The sequence below is a fragment of the Hylemonella gracilis genome, from assembly GCF_004328645.1.
Taxonomy (GTDB): domain Bacteria; phylum Pseudomonadota; class Gammaproteobacteria; order Burkholderiales; family Burkholderiaceae_C; genus Hylemonella; species Hylemonella gracilis_B.
Window position 1 is genome coordinate 1,337,167 of sequence record NZ_CP031395.1, and the last position, 21,009, is coordinate 1,358,175.

The following is a 21,009-nucleotide window of genomic DNA, read 5'->3' on the forward strand; positions in this document are numbered from 1 at the left end:
GGCATGGATAGTTCGGGAAAGCCCCGGACTTTCACGGTCGAGGGCGGCTTGCCGGGCAGACGTGGCACGCGCTATTCCAATAGCCGCGACAATGATGCCCCATGAAGGTGATAAGCATCAGAGAAGGCAAGGAGCGCGCCCTGCAGCGCCGGCATCCGTGGTTGTTCGAATCCGCCATCGCCAAGGGCGGAGGAGACATGGGCGAGACCGTGCGGGTGGAGTCCGCGGCAGGCGGCTTCCTGGCCTGGGCAGCCTACAGCCCTCAGTCCAAGATTCGCGCCCGGGTCTGGAGCTTCGACGAGCAGCAGCGCATCGACCCAGCATTCTTCCGTCAGCGTGTGGCCGCCGCGGTGCGCGCGCGCGCGCGTTTTGCGATCGCCAGCGATGGTCTGCGCCTGGTCCATGGCGAAGCCGATGGACTGCCTGGATTGATTGTGGATCGCTATGGCGACACCCTGGTCGCGCAATTCACCAGCGCCGGGGTCGAGCGCTGGAAGGCGGTGCTGGTCGATGCCTTGCTGGCCGAAACAGGTCTGAGTCGTCTTTACGAGCGCTCGGACGCAAGCGCGCGCGGGCTGGAAGGGCTGCCCGAGGCGACGGGCTGGTTGCGCGGACAGGGGGAAACCGCGCTGATCCTGAAGGAGCATGACTGGAAGCTGGGTTTGGATATCGCGCAGGGCCACAAAACCGGCTTTTACCTCGACCAGAGGGACAGCCGCAAGCGCTTTAGCGATTTCACACGGCGCCTGCAGTTCCAAAAAGTCCTGAACTGCTATTGCTATACGGGCGGTTTCACGGTGGCGGCCTTGCAGGGCGGTGCGGCGCAGGTCACGTCCATCGATTCTTCGGGGCCTGCGCTGGCGCAGGCGCGGGCCAATGTCGCGCTCAACGGCCTGGACGAAAGTCGCTGTGAATTCCTGGATGCCGACGTGAACACCAGCCTGCGCCGTTTCGGCGAGGAGGGGCGCAGCTTCGATGCCATCATCCTCGATCCACCCAAGTTCGCGCCCACCGTGGCGCACGCCGAACGTGCGGCACGCGCCTACAAGGACATCAACCGGCTGGCCTTCAAGATTCTGGAGCCCGGCGGCGTTCTGTTCACCTTTTCCTGCTCAGGTGGCATCGGTGTCGAGTTGTTCCACAAGATCGTGGCCTCGGCCGGTGCGGACGCGGGCGTGGACGGTTATATCCAGGAGCGCCTGGGCGGCGCACCGGATCACCCCATGACCCTGGCCTTCCCGGAAGGGGAGTACCTCAAGGGGCTGGTGGTGATGAAGAAGTAAAAACCGCCCTTCGCGAGAGCGGTAGCTTTCCACTGAAAAGTGTTTCGTGGGTTTATTCTTCTTTGCGGTTTGCGGTGCGCAATCCATTCAGGTCACTTGGGCTGCACTGCGTCGGCTCTTGACCGCGCAAGTCATAGCAGTGCCAACCAAAACCAATCGGCCAATATGCAATGGCGACGGGTGGCCAGAAGATGGATGCGATTCGGAAGCTCGACTTCAACTTGCCGGACGACACCACTTCTGTGTCATTTTTCTTCAATTGATAGGTAATGCCACCCGACTGTCCCCAACTGAAAGGGCGCGTCGCGACCTGCCCTGAGACATAAGATGTGTCTCCTTTGGCTGGCAGAACCAGCTTGGTGTTTTCCGGGACCATGACATAGGTTCTGGTGGAGCAGCCCTGCAGAATCAGGGCGAGGCCAATTACGGCAATGGCCGTGAAAATCTTTTTCATGTGAAGTTTTTTTCCCTAGGGTGGTTTCGTATGGCCTGGATCGGGGACCGGAATGAACCGTCGAACTATTTCGCGGCCCATTGCGACCCCGTGAGTTTTATCCTACATCATGGGCATCGTCCGAATCGAACTCGGCCCCGGTCTGATTGAACAGATGCGTACCGACAAAGTGTGGCGTCTTCCGCAGCGCTGTTCACGGTAGGCACTTGAAGTAGTCGCTAAACTCCCCCACCTACCCGTGTCCTGGGCCCCGTTGTAGTGGTGGCCCGCCATTCAGTCAACGAGCGCGCACCATGGCCCTGATTCCCGCCACCATCCTCACCGGCTTCCTCGGTTCCGGCAAGACCACCCTGCTTCAGCGCGTGCTCAAGGAGGCGCATGGGCAGAAGATCGCCGTGGTCGAGAACGAGTTCGGCGAGGAGAGCATCGACAACGAGATCCTGGTCAACGACACCCAGGAACAGATCATCCAGCTCAACAACGGCTGCGTCTGCTGCACCATCCGCGAGGACCTGCGTACCACGCTGCAGTTGCTGGCGGCCAAGAAACGTCAGGGCCTGCTGGATTTCGATCGTGTGGTGATCGAGACCACGGGGCTGGCCGACCCGGGGCCGGTGACCCAGACCTTCTTCATGGACGACGAGATCGCCGAGAGCTATCTGCTCGATTCCATCATCACTTTGGTGGATGCCAAGCACGCGAACCAGCAGTTGGACGAGCGCCAGGAAGCCCGTCGGCAGGTGGGCTTCGCTGACCAGATCTTCCTCAGCAAGACCGATCTGGTCGCGAAGGAGGCGGTGGAGGCGCTGATCCACCGCCTCAAGCACATGAACCCGCGAGCGCCGCAGAAGGCTGTGCATTTTGGCGAGGTGCCGATCTCCGAAGTCTTCGATCTGCGCGGCTTCAACCTCAACGCCAAGTTGGAAATCGATCCTGACTTCCTCAACGCCGACGAGCATGACCACGATCATGGGCATGACCATGATCATGAACACCACGACCATGAGCATGGCGAGCACTGTGACCACCCGCACCACCACCATCACGACGACGATGTGAAGAGCTTTGTCTTCAAGTCCGAGCGGGCCTTCGACCCGGCCAAGCTGGAAGACTTCCTGGGCGCGATCGTCAACATCTACGGCCCACGCATGCTGCGCTACAAGGGCGTGCTGAACATGAAGGGCACGGACCGCAAGGTGATTTTCCAGGGCGTCCACCAGCTCATGGGCAGCGATCTGGGGCCGGAATGGGGGGCCCAGGAGCAGCGCCTGTCCAAGATGGTGTTCATCGGCATCGACCTGCCCAAGGACATCCTGGTGCAGGGCCTGCAACAAAGCCTGGTTTGATTCTTGCAAGGCTGAATCGGGCCTTGCGGGATTCCTCCGGGGCCCGGGTCGGTGGCCCGAAGGCGGGCATGCATTACACTCGCGCCCCTTAAGGCCGTTCCTGGTCTTGTCCGTGTTGCGCTCGTCAACGCGGGGCGTCGCTGTCGTGCACCAGAAGAAGCAGGCCCGAGTCTGCCCGGAGGAGTCCATCAAGTGAAAGCCAAACCAGCCAAGTCGATGACTGCATCGTCCCCCTCCAAGGCCAAGCCGCCGACTGCTCCCGCGCGGGGCAAGGCGGGAGCAGCCGCGTCCCAGACCCGGGGCGCCGCGGGGGCGAAGAAGGCGACCGGCAAGACAACCACGTCAACGAAAGCGGCGGTCAAACCGTCCGCCAAGCCGGCGGTCAAGAAAACGGCGTCGAGCCCTGCCAAGTCCGTCAAGGCACCGGCCAAATCCAAGGCGGTCGCGGCCTCCAAAGCGCCAGCCAAGCCCGGTACCCAAAAGCCGGTGGCGGCCAAGTCTGTGCCAGGCAAGACTGCGGCGAAGACGAAGGCGAAGACCGCAACGCCCGCCAAGACCGTGCCGAAAACCACGGCTCGCGCCAAAACATCGGCTGTCTCCAAGAGCCCAACTGCCAAGGTGCCGGTGAAAAAGGTGGTGGCCAAGGCCGCTGCACCTGTCCTCGCCTCTGCGAAGACGGGTAAAACACAAAAACTCACACCCTTGGCGCCTGCCAGGCCGCCAACTCCTGTATCCTCCGCGCCCGTCGTGTCCGTCTCGTCGGCAACCGAAGGTTCGCCCCGCATGAGCAAGGCGAATGCCCGATTGGCGCAGATCACCGTGCCGTCCATCGACCCGGCCGCGGCCCATGCGAGCAGGGCGAGCTATGTCTCGACCCTGACTCAACCTGTTCTTGACTCCCCTCTGATTGCGCCCGTGAAGAAAGATCCCAAGCTTGCCAACAATTGGAAAACCAAGTCCGCCGAGGAACTGAGCGATGAAGAACTCATCGCGATGCCCGACAGCGAGTACATGAACGACAAGCAGCTCGCGGCTTTCCGCCAGCGTCTGCAAAAGCTCAAGCAGGACATCCTGACCAACGCCGGTGAAACCACCGAGCACCTGCGCGAGGACACCGTGGTGGTGCCTGACCCGGCCGACCGCGCGACCATCGAGGAAGAGCATGCGCTGGAGCTGCGCACGCGCGACCGTGAGCGCAAGCTGCTCAAGAAGATCGAGCAGTCCATCGCTCGCATCGACGCGAGTGACTACGGCTATTGCGATGAGACCGGCGAGCCCATCGGTGTCGGCCGCCTGCTGGCGCGCCCCACGGCCACGCTGTCGCTCGAGGCGCAGCAAAGGCGCGAGCTTAAGCAGAAGATGTTCGGGGACTGACGCTTCCGTCATCGAAGGTGTCCCCTCGCGCCCCTGATCCCGCTGCCCGCGCACCACTTGTCGCGCCATGACGCCAGCACCAGAAGGGACCCGGCGCTTGTCACGGTGGCGCCATGCCGACTGGTTGCGCCGGGTGATCCGCTGGCTGCGCTGGCGCAGCGTGCCAGCCTGGCTTGAGCTTGAGGAAACCGCGCCGGGTCCGGGCTACAGCAAGGAAGAGCTCAAGGAGTTGATCGAGCGCAAGCGCGCCAACGACTTCGTGCGTAAGCGTGAGTTCGAACACCTGCGGCGTTTGCGGCGACGCGAGCCGATTGCCAGTGCCGAGACCGACCGCTTCACTTCCTTCCAGAGCAGCCTGACGGCGTCTGACGCGCGCAACCGCGCCGCCACCATCCGCAAGATCAACGAGATCGAGGCGCAGATGTCACGCCAATGGTGGCGTGGCGAGAATGACGAAGCCCATGGTCGCCTGCCCCCTGCGGTGCCCGGCCCAGCGCAGACGCCGGTGCCGCCTACCTTGCACGGGAAGTCCGATCCACGGGCGGACGCGGGTGGTGTTCCCGCCGACGAGCCGCTGTCGACTTTTTTTGGGGCCGACAGTGAGCCTGCCCCCGATTTGCCTGTTTCGCCGCACGCCCTCGACATAGGGCGAGGGCGTCCGCGGCCCGATGCGCCGTTCGACCGTTCTGCGCACCCGTCCGGAGATGACGGTCATGTCTGGAACGACGCGCTGCCCAGCGCCTTGCACGGGCTGTCCGCGTTGCCGGAGGCCTTGCCCTCACCCGATGGCGAGGGGCAAAGTGCTTCGGCCTGGGTGGCTGTGCCGATGCCGGCCGATCCAGGGGGCGGCGCCTGGCACCCCGCACGGACCAGCAGTCCGACAGGGTTGGGCGGCGGCGGCATGGGATGGGGCGCGGGCATGTCGCCCCAACGCGGCGTGTCCGCGGCGCGCGCGATGTTCGCGCGGCCGGTTCCCCCTCCCGCCCCCGACCACTTGGCCGATCCTGATCTGGAAGACGCCGCCATCCGCTACGCGAATGGTGACCATGAGGGCGCGGCCCGCAGCCTGCAGGCCGCGCTGAAATCGGCGCTGGAAGCTGCGGTGCATGCGCCGCAGATTGCTTCCTCGTCGGTGTTGCAGGCCTTGGTGCGCGTGGCGCATGCGAGCAAGGTGCCATCGCCGCAACTGGTGGAGACTTGGTTGCTCGCCTGCGTGGATCTGGCCCGCGCCACCGGCCAACAGGCCGAATACGAGCGGGTGGTCGCGGACTGGACGCGCCGTTACGCGCCGGTCTTCACGCACCTGGCGGCCGTTTCAGTGCCGCGCTGGTTCTCCATGCCCGATCGTGTCGGGCCGGGCAAGGGCGCTGTGCGACTGCACCGCCCCACGCCACCGGCTGTGCGCGTGCCTGACTGGCGCAGCCCCGCGCGTCTGGATGCCTCGGCCGCGCTGGCGCTGCAGGCCAAGTCCGCCACGATGTTCGTGCCTGCGGACCTACCTGCGGACCTGCCTGCGGTGATGGATGAAAGCGCGGCCGCCCTGGTGCTGGACTGGCAGGCCCTGCGCGGCATCACGGTCGACGCCGTGCCCCTGCTGGCCCAGTTGATCGCGCAATGGTGTGAAGCGCCCGCGAGCGCGTCCTTGGGACTCGTGTTCCGAGGCCCCGCGAGCCTCGAGCGCGCGCTGCTGGCGCTCACGCACGGGAGCGGCGCCAGTGCCAGTCCCTTGCATTGGCGCCTGCGCATGGACGCATTGCGTCTCATGCGTTTGCGCGACGCCTTCGAGCTGGCCGCCCTGGACTACGGCGTCACCCACGAAACCCAGGCGCCGGCCTGGCAGGAACCCCTGGCCGCTTGCCTGCTGCAGGGGCCCAGCGATCCGCTGGAAGCCGAGGCCGAGGACATCCGCGCCAACTGGGAGACACTGGAGGATCCGGCGTGGAACGCCGAGGCCATGCCTGGTGTGTTTCTGGACCGGGATGCGCTGGGCACGCTGGACGTTTGGATTGGTGGTGGCGCCGAGGCGCCCGAGCTACCGGGTGAAGGAACCGCAGCGCAGCCGGTGCGGGTCGATCTCTACGGGGAAATCGTCGGGGATGCCACCGAGGTGTTGGCCAAGCTGGCCAAGGCCATCGCGGGTCGCACCCACATGGTTGTCTCCTGCACGGATCTGATCCGGGTGGATTTCCCTGCGGCGGGCGGGCTGCTCAACTGGGTGGCCGATCAGCAAGTCCATGGGCGGCAGGTGCAGTTGCGCGACGTGCACCGCCTGGTGGCCGCCTTTTTCAACGTGATCGGCATCTCCGAGCACGCGCGGGTCGTGCCTAGATCGGATTGAGCTAGGGTTGGTGCGGAGCGGTTTTGATCGCAAGCATTGGCGCTGGCATACCAAGGCCTCATACGCGGGCTCCCGTGGAACCGGCTTTGCCGGGCCACTGGGAGCGCCCCCAGCAAGGGGGGTGGCGTAGCGCCCAACGAGGCGCGTAGCCTGGGGGTGGGACAATATCCTCATGGAACAATTTCACGGAACCACCATCGTCAGTGTGCGGCGGCAGACCCCACGGGGCATGCAGGTCGCGATCGGCGGGGACGGGCAGGTCACGCTGGGGCACATCGTCGTCAAGGGCACGGCACGCAAGGTACGCAAGCTCTATCACGGCAAGGTGCTCGCGGGCTTCGCCGGTGCGACGGCGGACGCCTTTACCCTGTTTGAACGCTTCGAGGCCAAGCTAGAGAAGCACCAGGGCCATCTGCAGCGCGCCGCGATCGAACTCACGCGCGACTGGCGCACCGACCGCGTGCTGCGCCGTCTTGAGGCCATGCTGGCTGTCGCGGACCTGGAGAGCTCGCTCATCATCAGCGGCAACGGCGACGTGCTGGAGCCCGAGCACGGTGTGGTCGCCATCGGCTCGGGCGGCGCCTACGCGCAGTCCGCGGCCATGGCCTTGCTCAAGCACACGCAGCTGGATGCGAAAGAGATCGTCAAGCAATCGCTGGAAATCGCGGGCGAGATCTGCATCTACACCAACATGAACCACACGATCGAAGTACTCGAATGATGAGCGCAGCGCAGAACCGCTTCAAGCAAGCTCGCGCCCCCTCGGGGGACAGCGCACTACACGCAGTGACCAGCGTGGGGGCGCCATGAGCAGCATGACCCCGCAGGAGATCGTCTCCGAACTGGATCGCCACATCGTGGGCCAGAGGGACGCCAAGCGTGCCGTGGCCATCGCCCTGCGCAACCGCTGGCGGCGCCAGCAGGTCGACGCCGCGCTGCGACCCGAAATCACGCCCAAGAACATCCTGATGATTGGTCCCACCGGCGTCGGCAAGACCGAGATCGCGCGTCGCCTGGCCCGCCTGGCCGATGCGCCGTTCATCAAGGTCGAGGCCACGAAGTTCACGGAGGTGGGTTACGTGGGCAAGGACGTGGACAGCATCATCCGGGACCTGATGGACGTGGCCGTGAAGCTGACCCGCGAGGCCGAGATGAAGAAGGTGCGCACCCGCGCCGAGGACGCGGCGGAAGAGCGCATCCTCGACGCGTTGTTGCCGCCGCCACGCGATTTTTCGCGCGACGGCTTTGGCGAGGAACTGGAGCGCGGTCGTGTCGAGCGCCCCGATCAGGGCGGCGACAGCAACACGCGCCAGATCTTCCGCAAGAAGCTGCGTGAGGGTCAGCTCGACGAGCGCGAGATCGAGATCGAACTCAATGAACCCAAACCGCAGCTCGAGATCATGGGGCCGGCCGGCATGGAGGAGATGACCGAGCAACTGCGTGGCCTGTTCGGGCAGATGGGCGCGGGCAAGCGCAAGCTGCGCAAGATGCGCATTCCCGAGGCCATGAGGCTGCTGCTGGACGAGGAGGCCGCCAAGCTGGTCAACGAGGACGAAATCCGCGCGCAGGCGCTGAGCAACGCGGAACAGAACGGCATCGTCTTCATCGACGAGATCGACAAGGTGACATCGCGCAGCGAAGGCCAGAGCACGGCGGAGGTCTCGCGCCAGGGCGTGCAGCGCGACTTGCTGCCCCTGGTCGAGGGCACCTCGGTCAGCACCAAGTACGGTGTCATCAAGACCGACCACATCCTCTTCATCGCCTCGGGCGCTTTCCATCTGAGCAAACCCAGCGACCTGATTCCCGAGCTGCAAGGCCGTCTGCCCATCCGCGTGGAGCTGGCCTCGCTGTCCGTGCAGGATTTCGAGGCCATCCTGACCCAGACGCATGCTTCGCTCACCAAGCAGTATCAGGCCCTGCTCGCGACCGAAGGCGTGACCCTGGAATTCGCGCCGGACGGCATCACGCGGCTCGCCCACATCGCCTACGAGGTGAACGAACGCACCGAGAATATCGGCGCGCGGCGCCTCGCGACCGTGATGGAGCGGCTGTTGGACGAAGTGAGCTTCGACGCCACCAAGCTCAGTGGGCAGATGGTGAAGATCGATGCCGCATACGTGGACCAACGGCTGGCGGCGTTGAGCAAGGATGAGGACCTCTCTCACTACATCCTCTGAGGCCGGTCTGACGACGGCTGGTGTCCGTCGGCGCAGATCGCAAAGGCCGTGACAAATCGCAAGGGCGTCCTGGGACGCCCTTGTTTCTTTTTGTGGGCGCCCACTTCCTTCAAGCGAAACATGCACTTTACGATCTAAGTCCTTCATTTAGATCGTTTTTTCATTGAAAATAGCCTTCAATTAAGCGTTTAAGTCTTTGATTTCATTGAAAAAATTCACAAGCGCCTCTTGCGCCTCTTGTTTTTACTGATACAGTGCAAAAAAGTGCAATTAAGTGGTGGAAAGTGCGTGTGCGCTTTCTGCCCTCCTGTACTGGTGCAAACAAGAGGTGCTGCGCGTGTTTCAAGGGGCTTCATCGCTGAGTCTGGATGCCAAGGGGCGGCTGTCCGTGCCGACCCGGCATCGGGACGTGCTCGCCTCCGAAGCGTCGGGCCTGGGCGCCGGCCAGCTCACCATCACCAAGCACCCGCACGGTTGCCTCATGGTGTTCCCGCGCCCCGAATGGGAAAAGTTCCGCGAGCGCATCGCCGCGCTGCCCATGGATGCACAGTGGTGGAAGCGCATCTTCCTGGGCAATGCCATGGACGTGGAGATCGACGCCACGGGCCGCGTGCTGATCTCACCCGAGCTGCGGACGGCGGCCGGCATCAGCAAAGACGTGATGCTGTTGGGCATGGGGCGCCATTTCGAGCTCTGGGACAAGACGCGTTACGAGGCCGAGGAGGCTCAGGCCATGCAGGCCCGCATGCCTGACGCTTTCAAGGACTTTTCCTTCTAAAGGTCGGCGGTGGAACAGACATGGACACACACCACGGTCTTGTTGAACGAAGCGGTCGATGCCTTGCTCAACAGGCCGGTGGAATTGCCGGACTCCGTGAAGTTGGAGGACGGGCACTACGTCGATGCCACGTTCGGGCGGGGCGGCCATTCGCGTCTGCTGCTGTCCAGGCTCTCGCCGCAGGCACGCCTCACGGCCTTCGACAAGGACCCGCAGGCGGTGGCCGAAGCGGAAAGAGTCGCCGAGTCCGACCCGCGTTTCTCGATCCGGCACCAGGGCTTCGCGCAACTGAGCGACTTGCCCGCCCAAAGCTGCCAGGGTCTCCTGATGGACCTGGGCATCAGTTCGCCGCAGATCGACGACCCGGCGCGGGGTTTTTCCTTCCGCGCCGAAGGGCCGCTGGACATGCGCATGGACCCGACGCGCGGACGCAGCGTCGCCGAGTGGCTGAGGGTGGCCGAGGTGCGAGAGATTGCGGAGGTGATTCGTGACTATGGCGAAGAACGGTTTGCTGGCCCGATTGCAAAGGCGATTGTCGAACGCAGGCAGGCGGGCCGCCCCCTTGCCACCACCGCTGAACTGGCCCAGCTCGTGGCTGGCGCGGTCAAAACCCGCGAACCGGGCCAGAACCCTGCGACGCGCACATTTCAGGCTTTTCGGATTTTCATCAACGCCGAGCTTGAAGAACTGCAGGCGGCGTTAGAGGCGAGTCTCGATGTCTTGCAAACCGGAGGACGCTTGGTCGTGATCAGTTTCCATTCGCTGGAAGACCGCATCGTCAAGCAGTTCATCGCGCGGCACGCGCGCGAGGTCTACGACCGTCGCGCGCCTTTCGCCGCGCCGACGCCGACACGGCTGCGCGCCGTCGAACGCCTGCGTCCCTCCGAGGCGGAAGTGGCGGCCAATCCGCGCGCGCGCAGCGCCATCATGCGCGTGGCCGTCCGCACGGACGCGGAAAGGGGGGAGGCATGAGTGCCATGATGAGCGCCGCCCGGCCGCCCGAAGGCGCGAAGGCCCCCTCGGGGGGCAGCGAACCTCGCGTAGCGGGGAGCGTGGGGGCCATGATGAGCGCCGCCCGGCCGCCCGAAGGCGCGAAGGTCTCCTCGGGGAGCGTGGGGGCTCTGTCATGACCCGCGTCAACTTCATGCTCTTTCTGGCTGTGCTGGCCAGCGCCCTGTACCTGGTGCACGTGCAGTACCAATCGCGCCGGCTCTTCACCGCGCTGGATCGCGCCACATTGGATGCGCATCGCATCGAGACCGAGCGTGAGCAACTGGAGCTGGAAAAACGACGTCAGGCCACCGCCCAGCGCGTGGAGCAACTGGCCCACGATCGCCTGCAGATGCGGACGGCCACGCCCGCCATCACAGACTATGTGACGCTGGGCCGCAACGGCACCGTGGCTGCGGTGGAGGCGGGTGCCACACGCGCGGCCCAGGGCCGTGAGGTGCAAGGGCGTCTGGGCGGCGTCAACCTGCCGCGCGGCTTGGTCAACGCCGACACCGGCGCGGCGAAGGAGCGCCGCTGATGGCCGGCCCGCGCAACATCCGCTACAGCGCCAGTCCGCTGCTGACCAGTCGCACGCCGGTCTGGCGCAGCAAACTGGTGGTGGGCCTGGTCGCGGCGGCCTTCATGGTGCTGGCCGCGCGCGCGGCCTATATCCAGGTTTTCTCGAACAATTTCTTCCAGAAGCAGGGCGAGGTGCGTTACTCGCGCACGCTGGAACTGCCGGCCACGCGCGGTCGTATCCTGGACCGTAACGGCCAGATGCTGGCCACCAGCGTGCTGGCGCCCAGCATCTGGGCCATTCCAGAGGACGTGGAGGAGCAATCCCCGCAATGGCAAAAATTGGCCCGCCTGCTCGACATGCCCTTGGCCGACGTCAAGCGCAAACTGCAGGCCGAGGACAAGACCTTTGTCTGGCTCAAGCGCCAAGTCGACGAACCCACGGCGCGGCAGGTGGCCGCACTGGGACTCAAAGGCATCTACCAGACCAAGGAATACAAGCGCCAGTACCCCGAGGGCGAGGCGGCCGCGCACCTGGTGGGCTTCACCAGCATCGAGGACCATGGCTTGGAAGGCGTGGAGCTCGCGTTCAACGACACGCTGTCGGGTAAGTCCGGTTCGCGCCGGGTCATCAAGGACCGGTTGGGCCGCGTGGTCGAGGCCGTGGGCACCGAGGTACCGCCCGTCGAGGGGCGGGACGTGCGCCTGACGATCGACAGCAAGATCCAGTTCTTCGCCTACGAGCGGTTGCGGCAGGCCGTGCAGGAGCAACGCGCTCAGTCGGGTAGCGTGGTCGTGCTGGACGCGCAGAGCGGTGAGATGCTGGCCATGGCCAACTACCCCAGCTACACGCCGGACCGCCTGACGCGGCGCGGCAGCGCGGCCCTGCGCAACAGCGCCCTGACCGATACCTTCGAGCCCGGCTCCACCGTCAAGCCCTTCGTGGCCGCGCTGGCGCTGGAGCGCGGCATCGTGACGCCATCGACCAGCATGGCCATCAGTACCAGCGGCCAGATGCGCTTCGGTGGCGCCGTCATCAGTGACACCCACGCCTACCCGGTGCTCACGGTGTCCGAGATCGTGCAGAAGTCCAGCAACATCGGCATCGCCAAGCTTGCACTGCAGATGCCGGCCAGCGACCTGTGGGAGCTTTACAGCCAGATTGGTTTTGGCCAGCGTCCGCAACTCCCTTTCCCGGGGGTCGTCAGCGGGCGCTTGCGCCCCTGGAAAGGCTGGAAGCCGATTGAGCACGTGACCATGAGTTACGGCTATGGTCTGTCGGTGAGTCTGGTGCAACTGGCTCAGGCCTACACCGTGTTCGCGCACGATGGCGAGATCATCCCTATCACCCTGCAGAAGTCGCAGTACGTCGATGCCGACGGGGTGCGTGGCGTGCGCCTGTTGCACGCCGACCACGCGCGCGCCGTGCGCCAGATGTTGCGCATGGTGACCAGCACCGGCGGCACGGCCACCCGGGCGCAGGCCCAGGGGTATTCGGTGGGTGGCAAGACGGGCACGGCCCGCAAGCTGGACGACAACGGTACCTACTCCAACAAGAAATACCGCAGCGTCTTCGTCGGTCTCGCACCCGTGGAGCAGCCGCGCATCATCGTGGCCGTGATGATCGACGAGCCTGGCGCGGGCCGCATCTACGGCGGCGACGTGGCCGCTCCGGTGTTCAGCGACACCGTGCAACAGACCTTGCACCTGATGGGCGTGCAGCCCGACCTGGACGTGAAGCCGCAGATCGTCGCGGAAGGCATGGACAGGGCCGCAAAAGGAGGTCGGCTGTGACGGCGACCCCGGTCCTGCTGCATTCCCCCGAACTAGCGACGCGCTGGTTGCGCGAGCGCGTCGACCCGGCGCGCGGCCAGCTGACCACCGATAGCCGTCGGGTCGGCGCGGGAGACGGCTTCATCGCCTGGCCTGGCGCCGCGCGCGACGGCCGGGCTTTCGTGCCCGCCGCGCTGGCCCAGGGTGCGATGGCCTGCCTGGTCGACGCGCGCGGCTTGGCGGCTTTCGCCGATGGTTTGGGTCTTGATGACCCGGCGCGTGCCGACCGGATCGCGGCATACGATGGCCCCGAGGGCCTGAAGGCCGCCAGCGGCCCGATCGCGGCCGGCTACTACGGACAACCCTCGCAGGTGCTCGAGGTGCTGGCCATCACCGGCACCAATGGCAAGACGTCCACGGCCTGGTGGCTGGCGCAGGCCTTGTCGGCGCTGCGCCCGGGCGCGCCGTGCGCCATGATCGGCACCTTGGGGGTGGGGCGCGTCACGGCCGCGGCCGAGGAGATCGTCGCCACCGGCCTGACCACGCCTGACCCGGTGCTGTTGCAGCAGGCCCTGCGCCGTTTCGCGGACCAGGGCTTTTCAGCGTGCGCCGTGGAGGCCTCGTCCATCGGCATCGTCGAGCGCCGACTCGATGGCACGCGCATCCGCGTTGCGCTCTTCACCAACTTCACCCAGGACCACCTGGACTACCACGGCAGCATGGCGGCCTATTGGCAGGCCAAGGCGGCCCTGTTCGATTGGCCGCAATTGCGTGCCGCGGTCGTCAACATCGACGATCCCAAGGGTGCAGAGCTCGCCTCCGAACTGGTCACGCGCCCCGACTTCGATCTCTGGACCTGTTCCGTGCGCGCGGACAGCTCGGCCCGACTGCGCGCCAGCGAGATTCGCATGACGGCCCAAGGCCTGCACTTCGAGCTGCGCGAAGGCACGCAGACGGCGAGCCTGCAGGTCCGCACCCTGGGCACGTACAACGTCAGCAATCTGCTGGGGGTGATCGCCGCGTTGCGCTGCCTGGGATTCCCCTTGGCGGACGCCGCGGCGTCCGGCAGCTCCTTGCATCCGGTGCCCGGGCGCATGGAGTTTCAGGGGGGCGACGCCATGCCCTTGGCCGTGGTCGACTATGCCCACACCCCCGACGCGCTGGCGCAGATTCTGCAGGCCCTGCGTCCGCTGGTGGCGCAGCGTGGCGGCCGCCTGTGGTGCGTCTTCGGTTGCGGGGGCGACCGAGATCCGATCAAGCGTCCGCTGATGGGCGCGGCAGCCGCGCGGCACGCGGACCGCGTGGTCCTGACCAGCGACAACCCGCGCGGCGAGTCGCCGCTGGCCATCATCGAACAGATCCGGCGCGGGCTGCCGGTAGACAGCGATGCCTGGGTCGAGCCCGATCGCGCCTTGGCCATCACCCGCGCCTTGGCCGACGCCGACACGCCGGACGTGGTGCTGATCGCGGGCAAGGGCCACGAGGACTACCAGGAGACGGCGGGCGTGCGCCGGCCGTTCTCGGACCGGCAAGAGGTCCGTGCGGCGTTGCAAGCGCGGGCCGCGCGCCAGTCGACATCAGAAGGAGCAAGGGCATGAACGGCAACACGGAAACCATGTTCGGCCTGCGCGAGGTGCTGCCTTGGCTCAGCGGTGCCCAACTGCTCGCCGAAGAGGTGGGCGGGCCCGCCGTGGACGACGTCCGCGTGCGACGCGTCCATACCGATTCACGCACCCTGCGCGAGGGAGATCTGTTCGTCGCGCTGCGGGGTGAGCGTTTCGACGGCAATGCCTTCCTGGCGCAGGCCCGTGGCGCGGGCGCGGTGGCCGCCTTGTGCAGCGACGCTGCGGCCTTGCGCCAGGCGCAATTGCCCGGCTTCGTGGTGAGCGACACCCGCCGTGCGCTCGGGCAATTGGCTGCGGGTTGGCGACAGCACATCGCGCGCGGGCACCGCCTGCCCCTGATCGCCATCACGGGCAGCAACGGCAAGACCACGGTGACGCAGATGACGGCCGCCATCCTGCGCGCGCACAAGCCGCAGACCACGCTGGCCACCGAGGGTAATTTCAACAATGACATCGGCGTGCCGCTGACCCTGCTGCGCCTGCGACCCCGGCACGAGTTGGCCGTGGTCGAACTGGGCATGAACCATCCCGGCGAGATCGCGCAGCTCGCGGCCATCACCCGGCCCACGGTCGCGCTGGTCAACAACGCGCAGCGCGAGCACCAGGAATTCATGCCTGGCATCGAAGCGGTGGCGCGCGAGAACGGCGAGGTGATTGCCGCGCTGGGCGCCGAAGGTGTCGCGGTCTATCCCTCGGACGATGCCTACACCAGCGTCTGGCATGGACTGGCCGGCGCGCGGACCCGACTCACGTTTTCGCTCACCGACGCGGTGGCCGATCTGCACTGCGCCGACCCCTCGATGGCGCCGCCCCAGTGGCAGGCTGACGACAAGGGGGGGCGCTGGGAGGTCCAGGCGCGCACGCCCGCAGGCACCTTGCGCTTCACCTTGCGCGTCGCCGGCCTGCACAACGTCAAGAACGCCCTTGCCGCCGCCGCCTGCGCCCTGGCCGCGGGGGTGCCTTTGAGCGCCATCGTGCGTGGGCTGGAGTCCTTCGAGCCGGTCTCGGGGCGGTCGCGTGCCCTGCGTGTGTCGGTGGCGAGGCGCGAGCTGACCGTGGTCGACGACACCTACAACGCCAACCCGGATTCGGTGCGAGCCGCCATCGATGTGCTGGCCGGCCTGCCTGGTCCGCGCCTGCTGGTGCTGGGTGACATGGGTGAAGTCGGACAAGACGGACCGCGCTTCCATGCCGAGGTGGGGGCTTACGCGCGTGAGCGCGGCATCGAACTGCTGCACACCCTGGGTGAGATGAGCGGGGTCGCTGCCCAGGCCTTCATGGGAGGCCTGCACCATGGTCAGGACGTCGACGCACTGAACCTCGTTGTGCTGGCCACCTTGCCGCAAGTGCACAGCGTGCTCGTCAAGGGCTCGCGCTTCATGAAGATGGAACGCGTGGTGCAGGCCATCCAGGCCTACGCCGCCGCAGAAAAGGAACTACAACATGCTGCTTCGTCCTGAACAAGGGGGCCTCACATGCTGCTGAGCCTGGCCCAATGGCTCCAGACGCTGTACCCTGAATTGGGTTTCCTGCGCGTCTTCCAATATCTCACGCTGCGCGCCGTGCTGGCGGCGGTGACGGCGCTGCTCATCGGCCTGATCGCCGGTCCGCGCGTGATCCGCCGTTTGACGGCGCTCAAGATCGGGCAGCCCGTGCGTGAGTACGCCATGCAGACGCACTTGGTCAAGAGCGGCACGCCCACCATGGGGGGCGTGCTCATCCTTCTGGCCATCGCGGTGTCCACGCTGCTGTGGTTCGACCTGAGCAATCGCTTCGTCTGGGCGGTGTTGTTCGTGACTTTCGGTTTTGGCGCCATCGGCTGGGTGGATGACTGGCGCAAGGTTGTGCGCAAGGACCCCGAGGGCATGCGCTCGCGCGAGAAGTACTTCTGGCAATCGCTCATCGGCATCGTCGCGGCCTTCTACCTGGTGTTTGCCATCTCGGCCAATGGCAATCAGAGCGTCTGGGAGCTGCTGATGACCTGGATCCAGGCGGGCGAGGTCATCTTGCCGCCCAAGGCGGGCCTGCTGCTGCCCTTCTTCAAGCAGGTCAGCTACCCGCTGGGCGTGGTGGGCTTCGTCGTGCTGAGCTACCTTGTGATCGTGGGCGCGAGCAATGCGGTCAATCTAACCGATGGCCTGGATGGCTTGGCCATCATGCCGGTGGTGATGGTCGGCTCGGCGCTGGGCATCTTTGCCTACGTCAGTGGCAGCATCTTCTATTCCAAATACCTGCTGTTTCCCTACATCCCCGGATCGGGCGAGTTGCTGATCTTCTGCGCCGCCATGGCGGGCGCAGGACTGGCTTTCCTCTGGTTCAACGCGCATCCGGCCCAGGTCTTCATGGGCGACGTGGGCGCGCTCGCGCTGGGGGGCGCCCTGGGCACCATCGCCGTCATCGTGCGGCAGGAAATCGTGTTGGCCATCATGGGCGGCATCTTCGTGGCCGAAGCGGTGTCGGTGATGTTGCAGGTGAGCTACTTCAAGTACACCAAGCGGAAATACGGCGAAGGCCGTCGTCTCCTCAAGATGGCGCCGCTGCACCATCACTTCGAGAAAAGTGGCTGGAAGGAAACGCAGGTGGTCGTGCGTTTCTGGATCATCACCATGCTGCTGTGCCTGGCCGGTCTTGCGACCCTGAAATTGCGTTGAATCCCGCGATGAACCCAGAAGAGACCCAAGCCCCGTCCAGTCCGCTGTCCGCGTCCACGCAAGTGGCGTTGACCGGCGTGCCCGCGGCGCAGCCGGGGGGGCGTACGCACACCGTGCCGGGCATGGACACGTTGACCGCCGGACGCGAGGCAGCCGCCTTCGTCGCCGCGCTGTTCGCCGACGCGCCGGTGGCCGACGGTGCATCGCCCGCGCCGTCCGTCTCGGTGGGCGGAGTTGGCGTGGCGGAATCGGCCGAATCGGCCGAGACCTCTCCGCCTTCGGGAGAGCTGTTCAGCGTGTCTGCCGAGGACGAGCTGGGGGAGGTGCTCGACGTCGCCGACAAAGTGGACGCGGCGCCGGTATCCGCCCTGCAAGGCCAGGCCGTGCTGGTGCTGGGCCTGGGGGCTTCTGGCCTGGCGATGGTGCGCTGGTGCGTGCGCCAGGGTGCGCGCGTGAGCGTTGCCGATACGCGCGCCGTGCCGCCAGAACTCGCCACTCTGCGCGCCGAACTGCCGCAGGTCACCTTCATCGCGGGGGAATTCAGCGCGGCTCTGGTCGAAGGCGTGGACCACGGCGATGTCCGGGCCGTCTTCAAGAGTCCAGGCCTGTCACCGGCGCAGGTGGCGCCAGTCTGGCAGGTCGCGCGCGCGCGTGGCCTCTGGATGGGGGGTGAACTCGACCTGTTCGCGCATGCGCTGCGCGACCTCCAGGTCGGACGGGAGGGCGCGGACAAGACCGAGGGCTACCAGCCCAAGGTGCTGGCGATCACCGGCACCAACGGCAAGACGACAACGACGGCGCTGACGGCCCTGTTGGTGGAACACACCGGCAAGACCGTGGCCGTGGCGGGCAACATCGGCCCCAGCCTGCTGGACGTGCTGAGCGAAAAACTCGACGCGCAGGCCCAGCGGGGAGCCGCCCTGCCCGAAGTCTGGGTGCTGGAGCTCTCCAGCTTCCAGCTCGACGAGGCGCAGGGCTTTGAGCCGACTGCGGCCGTGGTCCTCAACCTCACGCAAGACCACCTGGACTGGCATCCCGACATGGCGGCCTATGCCGCCGCCAAGGCGCGGGTGTATGGTCGCCAGGGCCTGGCCGTGTTCAACCGCGACGACCCGGCGGTGGTCGCCATGGTCGCGTCGCCGTCCGGCGAGAAAACCCGCGCCGGCAAGGCGCGCCCGCGTACCACGGTCAGCTTCGGCGTGGACATGCCGCGCCGTCCGGGCGACTTTGGCCTGGAGCAAGTCAACGGCATGAGCTGGCTGGTGCGCGCCCAGGACGCGGACGAAGCGCAGAAACGTCGCAAGTCCGTGAGCGAGGCGCAGGACGAGGAGCTGTTCATTCAACGCCTGCTCCCCGCCGACGCATTGCGCATCCGCGGCCGTCACAACGCAAGCAATGCCCTGGCCGCTCTGGCGCTGGCCCAGGCCGCGGGCTGTCCCCTGGGGCCGCTGTTGTTCGGCTTGCGCGAGTACCGGGGCGAACCGCACCGCGTGGCGCCGGTGACCATCGTGCGCGATGTCGAGTACGTCGACGACAGCAAGGGCACGAATGTGGGCGCGACCGTGGCCGCGCTGGTGGGGCTGGGCGAGTCAATGAACGCGTCGCCACCGGGTGGCGAACACGATCTGGTCGGACAGGCCTCGGGCCCGCGCATCGTCGTGATTCTGGGTGGGGCAGGCAAGGGGCAGGATTTTTCGCCACTGGCCGAGCCGGTGCGGCGCTACGTCCGCGCGGTCATCCTGATCGGACGCGACGCGCCCCAGATCCGCGCCGCCGTGCAGGGCAGTGGCGTGCCCCTGCTGGACGCCGCCAGCATGGCCGACGCCGTGCACTTGGCGAGCGCGCAGGCGCGCGCGGGTGATGCCGTGTTGCTGTCGCCCGCCTGCGCGAGCTTCGACATGTTCGACAACTACGAGCACCGCGCGCGGGTCTATGTCGAGGCGGTGCGGGCCTTGGCCCAGGACGCGGGAGTCGCACTGTGAACCTCCGCCCCGACAACCGCACCCCATCCCGTCTGGCGACCCAGGCGATGTCGCACCTGGGCACGATGGCCGCATCCTTGGGCGGACTGATGAGCGCGGCCGCAAGCCAGGGCTGGCGCCTGGCTTCGGGGGGGGCGCGTCTGGGATGGCAAGGCCTGCGCACTCGCTTGCACGGTCGGCGTGGCGCGCCTGCGCCGCATGAGGAGGGCGAGCCGCCCATGGAGCTGCCCGTCAAAGTGGGCCTCTATGGCGCGGGCACGGGTTTCGGTACCAGCACGTTCGGGAACAGCACGTTCGGTCCAGCCACTTTGGGCGCCACGGCCACGGTTGACGCGGGCTCGGCCCGGCGCAGCTACCTCTATGGCCAGGGGGATGGCGGTCTGCCCGCGCGCCTGATGGCCTTCGACCAGGCTCTGCTCGGGGTGCTGGTGGCCTTGCTGGCCTGGGGGCTGATCATGGTGTATTCCGCCACCATCGCCTTGCCTGACAACCCGCGCTTCGCGCAGTACGGCCAGGGCTATTTCCTGCTGCGCCATGCTTCGGCCTTGTGCGCGGGCTTGGTGCTTGCAGTGGTGGCCTTCCGCATTCCCATGGACCGCTGGGAACAGCTTGCGCCCTGGCTGTTGCTGGGCGCGTTGCTGCTGCTGGCGGTGGTGCTGGTGCCGGGCGTAGGCCGCGAGGTGAACGGCGCGCGGCGCTGGTTCTCGTTGGGTTTCATGAACTTCCAGCCCTCTGAGGCTGCCAAACTGGCGGTGCTGGTGTACGCCGCAGGCTACATGGTGCGCAAGATGGAAGTGAAGGAGCATTTCTTCCGTGCCGTCGCACCCATGGGCCTGGCGGTGGCGTTGATCGGCGTGTTGCTGCTGGCCGAACCCGACATGGGGGCCTTCATGGTGATCGCCGTCATCGCCATGGGCATCCTCTTCCTGGGCGGCGTCAATGCCCGCATGTCCTTCCTGATCGCCAGCATCCTGCTGATCGCCTTCGTGCTGATGATCGCCGCCAGCGAATGGCGGCGCGAACGCATCTTCGCCTACCTCGACCCCTGGAGCGAGCAGCACGCGCTGGGCAAGGGCTACCAGCTCTCGCACGCGCTGATCGCCTTCGGCCGCGGTCAGATCTTCGGTGTCGGCCTGGGCGGCAGCGTGGAAAAACTCCACTGGCTGCCCGAGGCGCACACCGATTTCCTGCTGGCCGTGATCGGGGAGGAATTCGGCCTGATCGGCGTGCTGACGCTGGCGGCGCTCTTCTTCTGGCTCACGCGCCGCGTCATGCACATCGGCCGTCAGGCCATCGCGCTCGACCGCGTATTCGCTGGCCTGGTGGCGCAGGGCGTGGGCATCTGGATCGGCTTCCAGGCCTTCATCAACATGGGCGTGAACCTGGGCGCCTTGCCCACCAAGGGACTGACGTTGCCATTCATGAGTTACGGAGGCTCGGCGATTCTGATGAACCTGATCGCGATCGCATTGGTCCTGAGGGTGGACTACGAAAACAGACAACTCATGCACGGAGGCCGGGCATGAGTTGTCTGTTTCAACAAAACGGACACCAGCGCGTCAGCGCTGCACGGCGCAGCCGTGGGCATGCACGGAGGCCGGGCATGAGTTGTCTGTTTCAACAAAACGGACACCAGCGCGTCAGCGCTGCGCGGTGCAGCCGCATGCGCGGAGGCCGGGCATGACCGTGAGCCACGCCGGGCCGCCCCAGGTGGCGAACACG

General features: G+C 66.2%; 17 protein-coding genes. 15 read left to right on the top strand and 2 right to left on the bottom strand.

Features of this window, described 5'->3' with window-relative positions:
• Positions 1-101: 101 nt before the first annotated feature.
• The gene (locus tag DW355_RS06360) at positions 102-1,283 is read left to right on the top strand and encodes a class I SAM-dependent rRNA methyltransferase (RefSeq protein WP_131278571.1); all 1,182 of its coding nucleotides are present in this window, start codon (positions 102-104) and stop codon (positions 1,281-1,283) included.
• Positions 1,284-1,335: 52 nt separating this feature from the next.
• Here DW355_RS06360 and DW355_RS06365 read toward each other — a convergent pair whose 3' ends face one another.
• The gene (locus DW355_RS06365; RefSeq protein WP_131278573.1) at positions 1,336-1,737 is read right to left on the bottom strand and encodes a hypothetical protein; all 402 of its coding nucleotides are present in this window, start codon (positions 1,735-1,737) and stop codon (positions 1,336-1,338) included.
• 293 nt (positions 1,738-2,030) lie between these two features.
• On the opposite strand from DW355_RS06365, the gene DW355_RS06370 reads away from it, so the two are divergent.
• On the top strand, positions 2,031-3,083 hold the full coding sequence (locus DW355_RS06370) for a CobW family GTP-binding protein (protein WP_131278575.1): 1,053 nt from the start codon (positions 2,031-2,033) through the stop codon (positions 3,081-3,083).
• Between the two features lie 188 nt (positions 3,084-3,271).
• Here DW355_RS06370 and DW355_RS18020 read toward each other — a convergent pair whose 3' ends face one another.
• The gene (locus tag DW355_RS18020; RefSeq protein ID WP_242671408.1) at positions 3,272-3,727 is read right to left on the bottom strand and encodes a hypothetical protein; all 456 of its coding nucleotides are present in this window, start codon (positions 3,725-3,727) and stop codon (positions 3,272-3,274) included.
• On the opposite strand from DW355_RS18020, the gene dksA reads away from it, so the two are divergent.
• The 13 genes from dksA to ftsW all read left to right on the top strand — a co-directional run bounded on the left by dksA (position 3,642) and on the right by ftsW (position 20,813).
• Positions 3,642-4,457, top strand: coding sequence for an RNA polymerase-binding protein DksA (gene dksA / locus DW355_RS06375; RefSeq protein WP_431733230.1), 816 nt, complete (start codon positions 3,642-3,644; stop codon positions 4,455-4,457). The two genes, DW355_RS18020 and dksA, sit on opposite strands and share 86 nt — an antisense overlap.
• A 97-nt stretch (positions 4,458-4,554) precedes the next feature.
• Positions 4,555-6,795, top strand: a complete 2,241-nt coding sequence (locus DW355_RS06380; RefSeq protein ID WP_165493135.1) for an STAS domain-containing protein — start codon at positions 4,555-4,557, stop codon at positions 6,793-6,795.
• Between the two features lie 172 nt (positions 6,796-6,967).
• Positions 6,968-7,516 carry an ATP-dependent protease subunit HslV gene (gene hslV / locus DW355_RS06385; RefSeq protein WP_131278579.1) on the top strand — a complete coding sequence of 183 codons (549 nt, stop codon included), beginning with the start codon at positions 6,968-6,970 and terminating at the stop codon, positions 7,514-7,516.
• Positions 7,517-7,601: 85 nt separating this feature from the next.
• On the top strand, positions 7,602-8,972 hold the full coding sequence (hslU, locus tag DW355_RS06390; RefSeq protein WP_131278581.1) for an ATP-dependent protease ATPase subunit HslU: 1,371 nt from the start codon (positions 7,602-7,604) through the stop codon (positions 8,970-8,972).
• Between the two features lie 337 nt (positions 8,973-9,309).
• Entirely contained in the window at positions 9,310-9,750 is a 441-nt protein-coding gene (mraZ, locus tag DW355_RS06395) for a division/cell wall cluster transcriptional repressor MraZ (protein WP_131282392.1), read from the top strand.
• Between the two features lie 9 nt (positions 9,751-9,759).
• Positions 9,760-10,722, top strand: coding sequence for a 16S rRNA (cytosine(1402)-N(4))-methyltransferase RsmH (gene rsmH, locus DW355_RS06400; protein ID WP_131278583.1), 963 nt, complete (start codon positions 9,760-9,762; stop codon positions 10,720-10,722).
• A 154-nt stretch (positions 10,723-10,876) separates the two neighbouring features.
• On the top strand, positions 10,877-11,278 hold the full coding sequence (gene ftsL / locus DW355_RS06410) for a cell division protein FtsL (RefSeq protein WP_131278586.1): 402 nt from the start codon (positions 10,877-10,879) through the stop codon (positions 11,276-11,278).
• On the top strand, positions 11,278-13,050 hold the full coding sequence (locus DW355_RS06415) for a peptidoglycan D,D-transpeptidase FtsI family protein (protein ID WP_131278588.1): 1,773 nt from the start codon (positions 11,278-11,280) through the stop codon (positions 13,048-13,050). The genes ftsL and DW355_RS06415 overlap by 1 nt, the downstream gene beginning before the upstream one ends.
• A complete protein-coding gene (locus DW355_RS06420) occupies positions 13,047-14,627 on the top strand; it encodes a UDP-N-acetylmuramoyl-L-alanyl-D-glutamate--2,6-diaminopimelate ligase (RefSeq protein ID WP_131278590.1) in 1,581 nt (526 codons plus the stop codon). The genes DW355_RS06415 and DW355_RS06420 overlap by 4 nt, the downstream gene beginning before the upstream one ends.
• Positions 14,624-16,114: a UDP-N-acetylmuramoyl-tripeptide--D-alanyl-D-alanine ligase gene (locus tag DW355_RS06425; protein WP_242671314.1), complete on the top strand. Its 1,491-nt coding sequence runs from the start codon at positions 14,624-14,626 to the stop codon at positions 16,112-16,114. Before DW355_RS06420 ends, DW355_RS06425 begins: the two co-directional genes overlap by 4 nt.
• A 15-nt stretch (positions 16,115-16,129) precedes the next feature.
• Positions 16,130-17,305, top strand: a complete 1,176-nt coding sequence (mraY, locus tag DW355_RS06430) for a phospho-N-acetylmuramoyl-pentapeptide-transferase (protein WP_131278592.1) — start codon at positions 16,130-16,132, stop codon at positions 17,303-17,305.
• Between the two features lie 8 nt (positions 17,306-17,313).
• Positions 17,314-19,287 carry a UDP-N-acetylmuramoyl-L-alanine--D-glutamate ligase gene (murD, locus tag DW355_RS06435; RefSeq protein WP_131278594.1) on the top strand — a complete coding sequence of 658 codons (1,974 nt, stop codon included), beginning with the start codon at positions 17,314-17,316 and terminating at the stop codon, positions 19,285-19,287.
• 218 nt (positions 19,288-19,505) lie between these two features.
• Positions 19,506-20,813, top strand: a complete 1,308-nt coding sequence (gene ftsW, locus DW355_RS06440; protein ID WP_431733231.1) for a putative lipid II flippase FtsW — start codon at positions 19,506-19,508, stop codon at positions 20,811-20,813.
• The last annotated feature ends 196 nt before the right edge of the window (positions 20,814-21,009 follow it).